This is a genomic window from Streptococcus pseudopneumoniae (assembly GCF_001068775.1).
In the GTDB taxonomy this organism is placed as follows: domain Bacteria; phylum Bacillota; class Bacilli; order Lactobacillales; family Streptococcaceae; genus Streptococcus; species Streptococcus pseudopneumoniae_N.
The window spans coordinates 25,491-38,333 of the sequence record NZ_JWAJ01000142.1 but is presented as its reverse complement, the minus strand read 5'-3'; the positions used below and the strand labels follow the sequence as shown (position 1 = coordinate 38,333).

The following is a 12,843-nucleotide window of genomic DNA, read 5'->3' as shown; positions in this document are numbered from 1 at the left end:
ATAAATCATCTCTTCAAAAATGGGACCTGCAATCACAGGATAGAAAAAATACATCAAAAATGCCGTAGCGCCTGTAAAAGTCGGAGCAGCGAGTTGGTAAGCAAGTCCATTTTGAGTAGGTGGGAATAGGAAAAATTTAATGAAATTCCAAATAAATAAAGCAAGAAAAGCTAAAAAAGAATAGAAAAGATAGGACCCTTTAAATTTTCTACTGTTGATTTGTTGCCATTTTCCTGCCCCTACCATAAAAATAAAAACAAGCAGAACCACAAGAAAGTTCAACATCATATCCGAAAAATAATAGCCAAATTTAGATAGACCAGCAGCAAAGTCGCTGTATAAAACTAGACCACTGAACTCCTGGTAAGCTATGACCAGTAGCATGGCTACAAAAAAGTAGTAGCGTGAGATTATCTTTTTCATATTTCACCTTTCTAAAATCCAAACACCAATAAGCTGACGATAATTAAAAAGCTATTCCACAAGATGTGGAGTGCCATTGACCAATAAATTGAACGTGTATAGTGGATTGAATCTAGAATAGTACGCTACAGATTTTAAAACATTATTAGAAATTGATTTGAATTTCCTAATCTCTTTGTTCACAACTTATTTCAATCTACTATATAACAAAAGAGCATACAGAGTATCAGACCTGCTCCTGCATAAACGATGAAGTCTGTTAACACCCATCCATATTGTAAAACATGGATGAGACTAAAGAGTGTGGAAGAAATGATGACGTCAATATAGTATTTTTTAAATTTAGATAGGGCTGTCATCAGAAGTCCACGGAAAACTAACTCCTCAACTATCGGAGCAATGAGACTACCATATAAAATGCGCGTTATAAAGTAACTAATTCCTGTCAAATTAGCTGCTTCTTTCACAATTGCACTCCCATTTTGCGTACTAGGAAAGATCCGAGTCGTTGTATTTACCCACAAAAACATCAACATAAAGGAAAGAAAGAAGATACCCAGATAGGACCAACGAAACTGGAATCGACCGTACTCTTTCCAACGTTGACTCTTTACAAGAATGACAGTAGCAACAATTCCCTCAATTACTATCAATAAAATTTGCATCCCATAAAATCCAAAATCGGATAACTGGTTCACTGAGTCTAATTTTGCTACAAGATTAAAAATCAAGTAATAGGACACGAGCACTAAAATGGTCTCTAGATAAAATTTCGTTTCTTTCCTTTTCATAGTTGATCCTTTTAAGTTTTATTTGCGTCTTCTTTCAGCCAAACCTACCCAGAGTCCTTTCATCCAATCAAAAGCTCCGTAAGGGCTTGGTCCAATACCTCCGCCTCCCCAAATCGGTAAAGCAATTCCACCACCATTGCCTGGATTAACCACAAGGTTTCCTCCATAAACTGTCTCCAACTCCACTTCTGTTAGTTCCATTGTTTCTGCAAATTGTAAATTCAACATTATTTACACTCCTTCAATTATTTTATTCGTAAACCACTTCCGCGACCTAGGATTTGCTATATATGGACAGTATAACACGAAAACTTATATATTTTAGAAAATCGCATATTTGACATTTTTTCTGATGGCAATTTCACATTTGCGATTTCTAGCTAATCAATAAGTGCTTTGTATTGCTGTAAGCGTAATTCAAAAAGGGCTGTTAATTGTGGATTTTCTAATATTTGCAGAGATTGGATAAAGTGTTCAATCTCTTTTTGATTGCTTCCCTTGGTCTGAAGGAAAACACTCATTTTCTTTAAAAACTGCCACAGTAATTTCTCAAAAACATCATACGGGCGAAGCATACTCTCCAACTCGGCTTCAAAGATTGGGATGTAAGAGAAAAGTTTGCGCTCCATGAGCTCTGAGATGATATTGAGATAACCACCTTTCAAATACAATCGATTGTGCACTAACTCTTTAAATTCCTTGGTTTTTTCAAGCAAAGAGGTCGATAAAAAGATCAGATCTTGATTACTCAAGAAGGGCATAGTATTGCAAAAAATATAGAGTTCAAACCAGGTCCAAGATTCGATAGCATAGAGGTAGGTAGTTAAAAACTCGCTATCCTCCTCTGCTAGTGGGTAGCTTTTATCTAGTGAATGGATAGCATCTTTAATCACAATAGAGTTCAAACGGCGATAAGTCTGCGCCATCTGTTCTTGCTCAATTTCTTTCAACAATTGTTCTAAGCCAGCTATATCTTGATGGACAAAGCGATCCACAATCCTTCTACCAAATCGCATATGTGGAGATTCTTGGTAGTTGTTGAGCTTGTGCCCAAACTCATCAAAGGTCACATTGATCCCTTGGATCGCTAGGATCAACTTATCCGCAGACAGCATGGACTGCCCTAGTTCAAACTTGGATAGCTGAGAGGCTGTTAGTCCAGCACAAGCTACATCTGACTGCTTGAGCTTTCTTGCCAGGCGCAATTCCTTGTAAAATTCTCCTAATTCCTGTTTTTCAATCATAGACAAACTTCCCTTTACTATTCTATTCGTAAAAACTTTTTACTTTTTTAACATATTATAAAATATTTTAGCAAAAAAGCCAGCTCAAAGCTGACTCTTTATTCCATGGTATCAAAAGCGAGACTTGGTTTGGCATTGAGGTCTAAGTCTGCAAAGTTTTCTTTGTTCCACTCACTAACGCTAGCATAGGCAATCATGCCTGCATTGTCTCCGCAAAGTCGCAGGGGAGGAATGATGACCTTGACATCAGTGATTTCGGTTGCTAAGCGTTCTCTGAGACCTTTATTAGCTGCTACACCACCAGCCACAACCAGGGTTTTAACAGGGTATTTCTCCAGTGCCTTCTTGGTTTTTGCCATGAGAATATCCATGACAGCCGCTTGGAAGGAAGCACACAAATCTTCTCTAGACAGCCTTTCTCCTTTTTGCTCAGCATTGTGATGAAGATTGATAAAGGCAGATTTCAAACCTGAGAATGAAAACTCCAGATTATCTTCCTTAATCATGGCACGAGGGAAATCATAAACATCCTGACCTTGATGAGCCAACTCATCAATCTCACGACCTGCTGGATAGGTCAAGCCCATGACACGGCCGACCTTATCATAGGCCTCACCAACCGCATCATCTCGGGTCTCTCCAACAATCTTGTAGTCACCAGCCTCAGACACATAGACCAACTCTGTGTGCCCACCACTGACTAAGAGGGCTAGCAAGGGAAACTCCAAGGGTTCCACACTTTGAGCCGCCATGAGGTGGCCAGCCATGTGGTTCACAGGAATCAAAGGAAGGCCATGCGCCCAAGCAAAAGCCTTGGCAGCTGATAAACCAACTAGCAAGGCTCCGACCAAGCCTGGTCCATAAGTAACCGCAACAGCTGTCACGTCCTCTTCGGTAATTCCTGCTTCTACTAGTGCCTCCTCGATACAGGCTGTAATGACCTCGACATGGTGACGGCTAGCTACTTCTGGTACTACGCCCCCAAAACGTTTGTGGCTCTCAATTTGACTGGCAATGACATTGGACAAGAGCTCATCGTCGTTTTTCAAGACGGCGACACTAGTCTCATCACAGGATGTCTCGAATGCTAAAATATATCTATCCTTCATCTATTTCTCTCTTCATGATAATGGCGTCCTCAACTGGATCATGGTAATAGGCCTTTCTCTCAGCGATGATCGTCATATTTTCTTTCTTGTAAAATGCTTGCGCTCGTTGGTTTGACTTTCTGACTTCGAGAAAAATCTCCTTGTCTATCGGTAATGTTGCAAACAAGGCTGACGCAATCCCCTGACCCTGATAGGCTTTTTTGACAGCGATTTGCAAGACTTCTGCTTCAAAGATATTTTCCTGAACAGCTAGAAAACCTATCACTTCTATCCCATCGTAGGCTAAAGCATACCAGGTCTGGTCTTGGGACAGGTCTGCTTGGATTTGTTCCAGCGTCCAAGGACTGACGGGATACACATCTACCATAACAGCGTAGATGACTTGATCCAAGTCAGGCTGCTGTTGGATTCGTTTAATCTCTATCATAGGCGTTTAATGTAAGACTCGCCCGACTCGGTGTGATTCTTGAGCCAGTTTTCCTCAGCTTCGACACGCTTAAGGTAATTCGGCACAAAATCATGCAAGGAGTCTGCTTCCTTGTCCCAAGCCCAAAGAGCAAGATTAGCTGCATTTGGCAAGGTTTCTTGGTAGTTGGCATGTGGCAATTGTTCTTGAATCTGCTCGACAAAGGCACCCACTTCACCAACAAAGGTTACCTGATCAGCATCCTTGACTTTTTCTAACACCTCTTCAAAAGATAGGTGCGCTTCTGGAAAGACTGGCTGGGCATTTTCATAAAATCCTGCATACACATTGTTACGGCGTGCGTCCATCAAAGGGACAACCAAACCTTCCTGCTGGCTCGGTACCAGGGCTAAAAGGCTAGACATCCCAACTAACTCGATGTTCAGGGTATGAGCCAAAGTCTTGGCAGTCGCTACTGCGATTCGCAAACCTGTGTAGCTACCTGGCCCCTCTGCCACGACGATTCGATCCAAATCCTTGGGTGTCAAATCTAGACTACCCATCAAAAAATCGATAGCAGGCATCAGAGTGATACTGTGATTTTTCTTGATATTAATCGTGGTCTCAGCAAGAAGCTGCTTGTCCTCTAAAATAGCTAGAGAAAGAGCCTTGCTGGACGTATCAAAAGCTAATACTTTCATAACACATTCCTATCTTTTTGTCTGTTTACTATTATACTACAAAAGCTGACGCATGGGAATTTTCTTTGTCTTGAAACAAAAATGTCCTGCCAAATTGACAGGATAAGTACTTAAGTATTCAAGCCAAAGTAAAATACAAACCAGACCACATAAGTCACAAGGAGAAGGAAAAACGAATACAGAGTCACGAAGCCAATCTTCCAAAGGAACTTGGTTTTCCGATGCTCTAGCCGAGTATATAAAACATTTCCTCCGTAAACACAGGCAACAAAAATCATAAAAGCTACCAAACGAATGCCGATAGCAAAAGTAAATAGGTTATTCATCTTTCAACCTCCTTGATATGGAAATGTCTCTTATGACTTTATTATAGCACTTGCTTCTGATGTCTTCAAATACTTATATAAGGTAAAATGAAACGTATTTCAAGCTCCTTACTTTCATGTTTCCTGCTTTTACTAATTCCCCTTTTTATGTTATAATTGAAATAATTGTAACGAATCAAGGTCAATAAAGACAAAAAATGAACTGGAATCAAACCAGCTTCAAACAGAGCATTTTTGAATATAGCTGACCTGAAAGAAGAAAGGAAACATATGATTTACAAAGTTTTTTATCAAGAAACAAAAGAACGCAGCCCACGTCGTGAAACAACACGCTCACTCTACTTGGACATCGATGCTAGTTCAGAACTTGAAGGACGTATCGCTGCTCGCCAACTTGTAGAAGAAAACCGTCCAGAATATAATATCGAGTTTATCGAACGCTTGTCTGACAAATTGCTAGACTACGAAAAAGAAACTGGCGCATTCGAAATTACGGAGTTCTAATATGGCCTACACTCTTAAACCAGAAGAAGTCGGCGTTTTTGCCATTGGTGGTCTAGGAGAAATCGGAAAGAACACATATGGTATCGAATATCAAGACGAAATCATCATCGTTGATGCAGGGATTAAATTCCCAGAGGATGACCTTCTCGGTATCGACTACGTTATCCCTGATTACTCTTACATTGTAGAAAATATCGACCGCGTCAAGGCTCTCTTGATTACACACGGACACGAGGACCATATCGGTGGGATTCCTTTCTTGCTTAAGCAAGCCAATATCCCTATCTATGCAGGTCCACTGGCCCTTGCCTTGATCCGTGGAAAACTCGAAGAGCATGGACTTTTACGCAACGCTACACTTCACGAAATCAACCACAACACGGAGTTGACCTTTAAAAACCTTAAAGCAACTTTCTTTAGAACAACCCACTCGATTCCAGAGCCATTGGGAATTGTCATCCACACACCTCAAGGGAAAATCGTCTGTACGGGAGACTTCAAGTTTGACTTTACACCAGTTGGGGAACCTGCAGACTTGCACCGCATGGCAGCTCTAGGTGAAGATGGAGTACTTTGTTTGCTCTCTGACTCGACCAATGCTGAAGTGCCAACCTTTACAAACTCTGAAAAGGTTGTCGGCCAGTCGATCATGAAGATTATCCAAGGTATCGAGGGACGCATCATCTTTGCATCCTTTGCCTCAAATATCTTCCGTCTCCAACAAGCTACTGATGCTGCTGTTAAAACAGGGCGTAAGATTGCTGTCTTTGGGCGCTCTATGGAAAAGGCCATTGTCAACGGGATTGAACTTGGTTACATCAAGGCGCCTAAGGGAACCTTTATCGAGCCAAATGAAATCAAAGACTATCCTGCGGGTGAGGTTCTCATCCTCTGTACAGGTAGTCAGGGTGAGCCAATGGCAGCCCTCTCTCGTATCGCTAACGGAACTCACCGTCAAGTGCAACTCCAACCTGGTGATACTGTTATCTTCTCATCTAGCCCAATTCCAGGAAACACCACTAGCGTTAACAAATTGATTAACATCATTTCAGAAGCTGGTGTTGAAGTCATCCATGGTAAGATTAACAACATCCATACATCTGGACACGGTGGCCAGCAAGAGCAAAAACTCATGCTCCGCTTGATTAAGCCAAAATACTTCATGCCTGTTCACGGTGAATACCGCATGCAGAAAGTTCACGCTGGGCTAGCGGTGGATACTGGCGTAGAGAAGGACAATATCTTTATCATGAGTAATGGTGATGTGCTTGCCCTCACTGCAAACTCTGCCCGTATCGCAGGCCATTTCAATGCTCAGGATATCTACGTCGATGGAAATCGTATCGGCGAAATCGGTGCAGCTGTGCTTAAAGATCGTCGCGATCTATCTGAAGATGGTGTTGTACTTGCTGTCGCAACCGTTGACTTCAAGTCTCAGATGATCCTATCTGGACCAGATATTCTCAGCCGTGGATTTGTCTACATGCGCGAATCTGGTGACTTGATCCGTCAAAGCCAACGCATCCTTTTCAATGCTATTCGTATCGCTTTGAAAAACAAAGATGCCAGCGTCCAGTCTGTCAATGGCGCTATCGTAAACGCTATTCGACCATTCCTTTACGAAAATACTGAACGTGAACCAATCATCATTCCGATGATTCTCACACCAGATGAAGAATAAGAAAAAATTCTCTGAAATCGAATGACTTCAGAGAATTTTTATTATTTCACGACAAGCTCGTAACGAGTTTTGCTGGTGAAAGTTTCACCTGCTTTTAGGATGACTTGGTCTTTAAGGTCACTATGAATAGCATCTGGTAAAGCCTGTGCTTCAAGAGCAATCCCATTGTGCTGAATCATCGGCTGACCAGCGATGATGACACTCTCATCCACAAAGTTTGCTGTATAAACTACAAAGCAAGGTGCTTCTGTCTTAAAGAGTAAGAAACGACCTGAACCCTGGTCATAGAGGAAACCAGCATTATCATGTCCTGCAGGCAGAGCAAATGGATGGTCCAAACCAGATACGAGTTGGATTTGCTCATCTTCTTCTGCAAAGATATCCTTCAACAAGGCACCATTATAGATATGTTTGACCACATCACGATTAGCATCTGGAGCTTTAGCTGGAACACCATCAGGAGCAATTGGATAAATCCCCTCTGTATTCAATTGGAATACATGGCGGTCAACTGTCTGCGTGAAATCACCAGATAAGTTAAAGTAGCTATGGTTAGTTGGATTGACCAAGGTATCCTGGTCTGTCGTTACCTTGTAACTAACTTCGTAGGCACCACTTTCTTCCAAGTTGTAGCTAATCCAGATCTTAAGATTTCCAGGGAAACCTCCTGTCCCGTCTGCTCTTTCTGTGTAAAGAGTCAAACCATTATCATTCACTTCAACTAGCTCAAACAAGCTAGAATCCCAACCAGTTGAGCCACTGTGGTTACAGTTGCTAGCATTGTTGACTTCAAGATCATAGGTCTTACCATTAAGTTCGAAAGTCGCTCCTGCAATACGACCTGCAACTGGACCTACACTTGCTCCATGTTTAGGGCTATTTCCCACATAGCTTTCAAAATCGTCAAAACCTAGGATAACATTGGCAAAATTTCCAGCCTTATCTGGAGTTACATAGCGTAGAATTGTTGCTCCATAAGTCATGATTTCCAGTTGGTATCCTGCCTCCGTTTCAAAACGGTAAGCGAGGACATCCTTGCCATCAACTTTCCCAAATACACGTTCTGTGTATGCTTTCATCCTTCTCTCCTTTTTCTAATTCAATTAAGTAAACAAACCATAGAAAGCGCATTCACTCTCTATGGTTTTATTTTATGATTTACAGACACCTTTGTCAAGAAACCATAGATATTTTATTAACAAAAGTCGTTTCTTCTATTTCTGATCTATGCTTCTACACGTTCAGTCCATGAAGTAGCTGTTGTTTGAAGTACTTTATTGAGTTCATCAATGTTTTCAAATCCAGTTGTACGAAGCCATTCGCGAGCTGCTGCTTCACCATCTTTGATATAAGCTTCAACTGATCCAGCCCATGTTGCACGTCCACAAAGAACACCGTTGAAGTTTGCACCTGATTCGTGGGCAAAGACAAGAGTTTCTTGGAAGAGTTTAGCTGATACACCTGCACTCAAGTAGATGTAAGGAAGGTTAGTCGCTTCATCTTGTGCTTTGAAGAAAGCAGCTGCTTCTTCACGTGTATGAACAATTTCGCCATCACCAAAGCCTTCAACGTATTTCACGTTAACTGGAACTTCTACTTTCAAGACATCAATGTTGAAGCGTGGGTCTGAGAAGACTTTCATAGCACCGATAACTTTGTGTGGTTTTACTTTAGCGTATTCTGCAGAACCTGCGTCCGCAATCTTTTCATCGTAAGCCAAGATTTCAAGGAAGAATGGAATATCTTCAGCTACACACTCAGAACCAATACGTTCAATGTAGGCTTGTTTTTGTTGGTTGAGTTCGTCAGAGCTATCTACGTCATAGTAAAGCAAGAATTTAACGGCATCTGCACCTTGTTCTTTGATACGTTTTGCAGACCAAACGTCCAAGCAGTCTGGCAAGCGTTTTGTACTTGTTGTATCGTATCCTGTTTTCTCATAAGCAAGGAGAAGACCTGCATTTGGATCAAGAGCTTTTGTAGCTGGAAGTCCGTACTCAGGGTCAAGTAGCATTGATGAAGCGTATTTTGTCAATTCATCCGCTACCAATACTTTAAGTTCTTCCATTTGAGCTACTGTTGGCTCTTCTGTTTGGTATTGAGCCATAAGGCGTTTCAAAGCACCACGTTGGTCAAAAGCAAGAGCTGAGATGATACCATTCTCATCAGAGAGTTTTTGCATACAAGCACGTTTATTTGGGCTTAATTTTAATTTACTCATAAATAACTCCTTATTTTTCAAACTCGTGAATAATGACACCTTGAACTACACGGTTAACTGTACCTGTAGGTGATGGTGTATCTGGTCTGTTACCAACTTTAAGTGAAGTCAAGAGAGCAAATAACTGACCATAAACGATGTAAGGGAAGACACGGTAAACATCATTCAGAACCCCACCGCATCCAAGTGCTACTTCCTTCACATTTTCAAGGCCGAAGGCTTGATCACTCAAGAGAACAACACGTCGAGCAATTTGGTCGCCTGCAACTTCACGAACCAAGTCCAAATCATACTTGCGAGTGTAATCTGTGGTTGAACCAAATACCAAAACAACTGTATCTTCATTGATCAAAGATTTTGGACCATGACGGAAGCCAACTGGACTTTCATACATAGTCGCTACTTGACCAGCAGTCAATTCCAAAATTTTAAGCTGTGCTTCATGAGACAGACCAAAGAATGGACCTGCACCTAGATAAATCACTCGGTTAAAGTCTAGGTCAACCAACTCTTTGACATCTGCCACATTGTCAAGAACTTTGCGAGCTAAACTAGATAGCACGTCGAAACGTTCAGCTTTAACAGCAAAGTCTGTCGGATCAAATACCAAGAGCGCTGTCAACATCATTGAAGTGAAGCTTGAAGTCATCGCAAATCCAGCATCGTTGGAAGCAGCTGGTTGCAAGAGCAAGAGGTTGCGGTCATCACCATGAGCTTGAAGAGCCAATTTCCCTTCAGCCGCACATGTGATTGTTACTTGGTAAAGTTCGTCAACTAAAGCTTTTGCTAAGTCAACGGTTGCTACACTCTCAGGCGAGTTTCCGCTACGTGCGAATGATACCAAAACAGTCGCCACATCTTTTTTCAAATAAGTTTGTGGGTTTGCTACGATATCAGTTGTCGCGATAGCATTAAAATTCCATTTACGTTCATCATAAACTTCTTTAAAGTAAGGAACCAGAGTATCACCTACATAAGCAGAAGTTCCAGCACCAGTCAGGATAACTTTGATGTAGTCATGTTTGTCAGCAATTCCTTGTAAGAAGGCTGCAATTTCATCACGTCGTGCTTGATAAACTTCAAAAGCTTCTTTCCAAACGTCTGGTTGTTGGTAAATTTCGCGAGTTGTGATTTCTGCTCCCAACTCAAGCAATTCTTCTTTTGTATAATCTAGCATTGAGTTCCTCTAATCTATTATTATATTGTTTTTTATTTAAAATATGGGAATGGGAGTAAGCCCCATTCCCATTTATATTCTATGAAATATGTTCTAACAGTATTTCCGTTATTACACCTTATTCATCTTCATCGTCATCGAAGCTTGCCAATAAATCATTAACTTTGACAATGCTCTCTGAAGCACGACTCTTATAATCTGCATCAGCGCCAGTTAGGCTCGCATTGATAAATTCAATCACCATTGGAAGATTCATTCCTGCATAAAGTTCGATGTCACGACCTTCCATAATCAGACGGCTCACCACGTTACATGGTGTTCCACCAAGGAGGTCAGCAAAGACTAGGAAATCATCCAAACCTTCAACAGCAGCTTCAAATTTCGCAGTAAAATCTTCTGGCCCATCTTCTGGAAGAAGAGCTACTGCATGAATGTTGTCTTGTGGACCCATAATCATCTCTGTGCTACCTTTAAGTTCTTCACAGAAACGACCGTGACTCACTAAAATCAATGATTTAGTCATAAATTATGCGCCCATTCCAAGTGCAAATTTACCAAAGGCAGAAAGTGCCAAGGCAAGCACGATAATGATACCGATAGCTTTTGTAGAGTTCATACCTTTCTTACCAAGCAACCAGAAGATAAAGGCTGTGAAGATTGCTGGAAGCAAGCGTGGGAAGATTGAGTTCAAGATGTCTTGGAAGTCAATCATCTTTTCACCGATTGGCAATTTGTATGAAATTTCAAAGTTGATCATTGTTGCTACAAGAGCACCCATCATGAAGACACCAAGTACAGATGCAGCTTCAATCAAAGCTGTCAAAGTGCTTTGCATGTTGTTGATAAGGTTAACCCCTTCTTTGTAGGCAAATTCCAACTGTTTCCAACGGAAGATGTCATACGCTACTGCAACTGCAATCCAAAGGAAGATACCCCAAGGTTGACCAGCGATAGCCATTGTTGCAGCGATAGATCCCATGATAGCAGGTACAAGTGAACCAAAGATAGTATCTCCAAGAGGAGCGAATGGTCCCATCAAACCTGTCTTGATACCATTAACCGCATCTTTTGAGACAACGCCATCTTTTTCTTCCATGGCAAGGTCAAAACCAGCGATGATTGTGTGGAAGAATGGTGAAGTATTGAAGAATTGAGTATGAACTTTCATCATTTCTTTCAATTCAGGGGTTCCATCACCATACATTTTACGCAATTGAGGCAAGATCATGTAAAGGTAACCAGAAGCTTGCATACGTTCGTAGTTCCAACCTAATTGGAAAGTAAACAAGCTACGTTTGTTGATTTGATTAAAATCTTCTTTTGTTAGTTTGTAATTAGAATTCGTCATCTTCGATTTCCCCACTTTCTGATGGTGTAGAAGGTGCTGCTACAGCTACTTTTTGGCTATTTTTGAAGTGAAGCACTGCAAGGAAGATACCTACGATAGAAATACCAATCATAGACAATCCTTTGAAGTTGTTCACGAAACCAATTTTTTCAGCCACATCTTTAGGTAGAGTACCTACGATACCAGCAACAGCGCCACCAAGACCTGTTACATATGAGTAAAGAACAGTCAACATAGCTGTCAAACCAAATCCCATAGCAAGGTAGTGAAGGTTACGTTTAACTGGAAGGTAACGAAGCAAGATTGCAAATCCAAGACCTGGAAGCATACGTCCTGCGAGTGTCAAACCATCTGCAACCCATTGGTATTTTGTAACGAAATCTACTACGTGTTGTACAAATTCACCACCGAAAGCAAGCGCGAAGAAGACTGGAAGGGCACGAGATAGAGCCCAAGGAATCGCACCAAGCAAGTAGTTGCGTTCAATACCTTTATAGTCATAGCGTTCGATTGCAGCATCCACACGGTGAGCAAAGAAAGTAGTAGTCATACGACCAAGAACGTCGAAGTAAGTCAAGAGAGTTGCTACTGGCACAGCGATTGTTGTAATCGCAAGTGCTGTATCAATTCCTTGTGAAACAGAGAAGGCTGTCGCAAGAACTGCACCAGAAGTTGCGTCAATACGAGAAGCACCACCGAAGGTACCAACCCCAAGAACGAACAATTGCAAGTTACCACCGATAAGCAAACCAGTAGTCACATCTCCCATGATTAAACCAGTAATGAAACCAGCAAATACAGGGGAACCTGCAGATGAAACGATCGTCAACTCATCACAGATTTGATAAGCTGAGTACAAAGTGAGAAGTAAAATTTGCCACCATTGTATCATAACAATGACCTCCTAAAAAT

The 12,843-nt window shown here is 41.4% G+C and carries 15 protein-coding genes and 2 pseudogenes; 2 read left to right on the top strand and 15 right to left on the bottom strand.

The features are described 5' to 3' along the window. The 9 genes and pseudogenes from ADF68_RS08680 to ADF68_RS08645 form a co-directional block, all read right to left on the bottom strand. Positions 1–423 (bottom strand): annotated as a pseudogene (locus ADF68_RS08680) (CPBP family intramembrane glutamate endopeptidase); the annotation flags it as partial. Positions 424–434: 11 nt separating this feature from the next. Next, a pseudogene (locus tag ADF68_RS11525) lies at positions 435–527 on the bottom strand (CPBP family intramembrane glutamate endopeptidase); the annotation flags it as partial. Positions 528–614: 87 nt separating this feature from the next. Next, on the bottom strand, positions 615–1,214 hold the full coding sequence (locus tag ADF68_RS08675) for a CPBP family intramembrane glutamic endopeptidase (protein WP_239665551.1): 600 nt from the start codon (positions 1,212–1,214) through the stop codon (positions 615–617). 18 nt (positions 1,215–1,232) lie between these two features. Continuing rightward, positions 1,233–1,442, bottom strand: coding sequence for a hypothetical protein (locus ADF68_RS08670; protein WP_049549461.1), 210 nt, complete (start codon positions 1,440–1,442; stop codon positions 1,233–1,235). Positions 1,443–1,594: 152 nt separating this feature from the next. Then, positions 1,595–2,458 carry an XRE/MutR family transcriptional regulator gene (locus ADF68_RS08665; RefSeq protein WP_049549460.1) on the bottom strand — a complete coding sequence of 288 codons (864 nt, stop codon included), beginning with the start codon at positions 2,456–2,458 and terminating at the stop codon, positions 1,595–1,597. Positions 2,459–2,556: 98 nt separating this feature from the next. Continuing rightward, positions 2,557–3,567, bottom strand: coding sequence for a tRNA (adenosine(37)-N6)-threonylcarbamoyltransferase complex transferase subunit TsaD (gene tsaD / locus ADF68_RS08660; RefSeq protein ID WP_049549459.1), 1,011 nt, complete (start codon positions 3,565–3,567; stop codon positions 2,557–2,559). After that, positions 3,557–3,994: a ribosomal protein S18-alanine N-acetyltransferase gene (gene rimI / locus ADF68_RS08655; RefSeq protein ID WP_049549458.1), complete on the bottom strand. Its 438-nt coding sequence runs from the start codon at positions 3,992–3,994 to the stop codon at positions 3,557–3,559. Before rimI ends, tsaD begins: the two co-directional genes overlap by 11 nt. Continuing rightward, a complete protein-coding gene (tsaB, locus tag ADF68_RS08650; protein WP_049549457.1) occupies positions 3,991–4,674 on the bottom strand; it encodes a tRNA (adenosine(37)-N6)-threonylcarbamoyltransferase complex dimerization subunit type 1 TsaB in 684 nt (227 codons plus the stop codon). Before tsaB ends, rimI begins: the two co-directional genes overlap by 4 nt. A gap of 110 nt (positions 4,675–4,784) precedes the next feature. Next, the gene (locus ADF68_RS08645) at positions 4,785–5,000 is read right to left on the bottom strand and encodes a hypothetical protein (protein WP_049549456.1); all 216 of its coding nucleotides are present in this window, start codon (positions 4,998–5,000) and stop codon (positions 4,785–4,787) included. A 270-nt stretch (positions 5,001–5,270) separates the two neighbouring features. Here ADF68_RS08645 and ADF68_RS08640 point away from each other — a divergent pair, with 270 nt between their 5' ends. Both ADF68_RS08640 and rnjA read left to right on the top strand, forming a co-directional pair. Continuing rightward, the gene (locus ADF68_RS08640) at positions 5,271–5,504 is read left to right on the top strand and encodes a DNA-dependent RNA polymerase subunit epsilon (RefSeq protein WP_049549455.1); all 234 of its coding nucleotides are present in this window, start codon (positions 5,271–5,273) and stop codon (positions 5,502–5,504) included. Between the two features lies 1 nt (position 5,505). Then, positions 5,506–7,185 (top strand): ribonuclease J1, encoded by a 1,680-nt coding sequence (gene rnjA / locus ADF68_RS08635; RefSeq protein ID WP_049549454.1) that lies wholly within the window; start codon positions 5,506–5,508, stop codon positions 7,183–7,185. A gap of 41 nt (positions 7,186–7,226) precedes the next feature. Here rnjA and ADF68_RS08630 read toward each other — a convergent pair whose 3' ends face one another. The 6 genes from ADF68_RS08630 to ADF68_RS08605 form a co-directional block, all read right to left on the bottom strand. Further along, on the bottom strand, positions 7,227–8,264 hold the full coding sequence (locus tag ADF68_RS08630) for an aldose epimerase family protein (RefSeq protein WP_049549453.1): 1,038 nt from the start codon (positions 8,262–8,264) through the stop codon (positions 7,227–7,229). 146 nt (positions 8,265–8,410) lie between these two features. Then, positions 8,411–9,406 (bottom strand): tagatose-bisphosphate aldolase, encoded by a 996-nt coding sequence (gene lacD, locus ADF68_RS08625; protein WP_049549452.1) that lies wholly within the window; start codon positions 9,404–9,406, stop codon positions 8,411–8,413. A 10-nt stretch (positions 9,407–9,416) separates the two neighbouring features. After that, on the bottom strand, positions 9,417–10,583 hold the full coding sequence (locus ADF68_RS08620; RefSeq protein WP_049549451.1) for an SIS domain-containing protein: 1,167 nt from the start codon (positions 10,581–10,583) through the stop codon (positions 9,417–9,419). Positions 10,584–10,701: 118 nt separating this feature from the next. Then, positions 10,702–11,106 carry a PTS sugar transporter subunit IIA gene (locus tag ADF68_RS08615; protein WP_000167443.1) on the bottom strand — a complete coding sequence of 135 codons (405 nt, stop codon included), beginning with the start codon at positions 11,104–11,106 and terminating at the stop codon, positions 10,702–10,704. 3 nt (positions 11,107–11,109) lie between these two features. Beyond that, entirely contained in the window at positions 11,110–11,931 is an 822-nt protein-coding gene (locus ADF68_RS08610; protein WP_004250397.1) for a PTS system mannose/fructose/sorbose family transporter subunit IID, read from the bottom strand. Beyond that, positions 11,918–12,823 (bottom strand): PTS mannose/fructose/sorbose/N-acetylgalactosamine transporter subunit IIC, encoded by a 906-nt coding sequence (locus ADF68_RS08605; RefSeq protein ID WP_049549450.1) that lies wholly within the window; start codon positions 12,821–12,823, stop codon positions 11,918–11,920. Before ADF68_RS08605 ends, ADF68_RS08610 begins: the two co-directional genes overlap by 14 nt. Positions 12,824–12,843: the final 20 nt, after the last annotated feature.

Excerpts from the sequence above, each read along its gene's own strand:
- ADF68_RS08675 (WP_239665551.1), bottom strand. The coding sequence starts at position 1,214 with ATGAAAAGGAAAGAAACGAAATTTTATCTAGAGACCATTTTAGTGCTC.
- ADF68_RS08670 (WP_049549461.1), bottom strand. The coding sequence starts at position 1,442 with ATGTTGAATTTACAATTTGCAGAAACAATGGAACTAACAGAAGTGGAG.
- ADF68_RS08665 (WP_049549460.1), bottom strand. The coding sequence starts at position 2,458 with ATGATTGAAAAACAGGAATTAGGAGAATTTTACAAGGAATTGCGCCTG.
- tsaD (WP_049549459.1), bottom strand. The coding sequence starts at position 3,567 with ATGAAGGATAGATATATTTTAGCATTCGAGACATCCTGTGATGAGACT.
- rimI (WP_049549458.1), bottom strand. The coding sequence starts at position 3,994 with ATGATAGAGATTAAACGAATCCAACAGCAGCCTGACTTGGATCAAGTC.
- tsaB (WP_049549457.1), bottom strand. The coding sequence starts at position 4,674 with ATGAAAGTATTAGCTTTTGATACGTCCAGCAAGGCTCTTTCTCTAGCT.
- ADF68_RS08645 (WP_049549456.1), bottom strand. The coding sequence starts at position 5,000 with ATGAATAACCTATTTACTTTTGCTATCGGCATTCGTTTGGTAGCTTTT.
- ADF68_RS08640 (WP_049549455.1), top strand. The coding sequence starts at position 5,271 with ATGATTTACAAAGTTTTTTATCAAGAAACAAAAGAACGCAGCCCACGT.
- rnjA (WP_049549454.1), top strand. The coding sequence starts at position 5,506 with ATGGCCTACACTCTTAAACCAGAAGAAGTCGGCGTTTTTGCCATTGGT.
- ADF68_RS08630 (WP_049549453.1), bottom strand. The coding sequence starts at position 8,264 with ATGAAAGCATACACAGAACGTGTATTTGGGAAAGTTGATGGCAAGGAT.
- lacD (WP_049549452.1), bottom strand. The coding sequence starts at position 9,406 with ATGAGTAAATTAAAATTAAGCCCAAATAAACGTGCTTGTATGCAAAAA.
- ADF68_RS08620 (WP_049549451.1), bottom strand. The coding sequence starts at position 10,583 with ATGCTAGATTATACAAAAGAAGAATTGCTTGAGTTGGGAGCAGAAATC.
- ADF68_RS08615 (WP_000167443.1), bottom strand. The coding sequence starts at position 11,106 with ATGACTAAATCATTGATTTTAGTGAGTCACGGTCGTTTCTGTGAAGAA.
- ADF68_RS08610 (WP_004250397.1), bottom strand. The coding sequence starts at position 11,931 with ATGACGAATTCTAATTACAAACTAACAAAAGAAGATTTTAATCAAATC.
- ADF68_RS08605 (WP_049549450.1), bottom strand. The coding sequence starts at position 12,823 with ATGATACAATGGTGGCAAATTTTACTTCTCACTTTGTACTCAGCTTAT.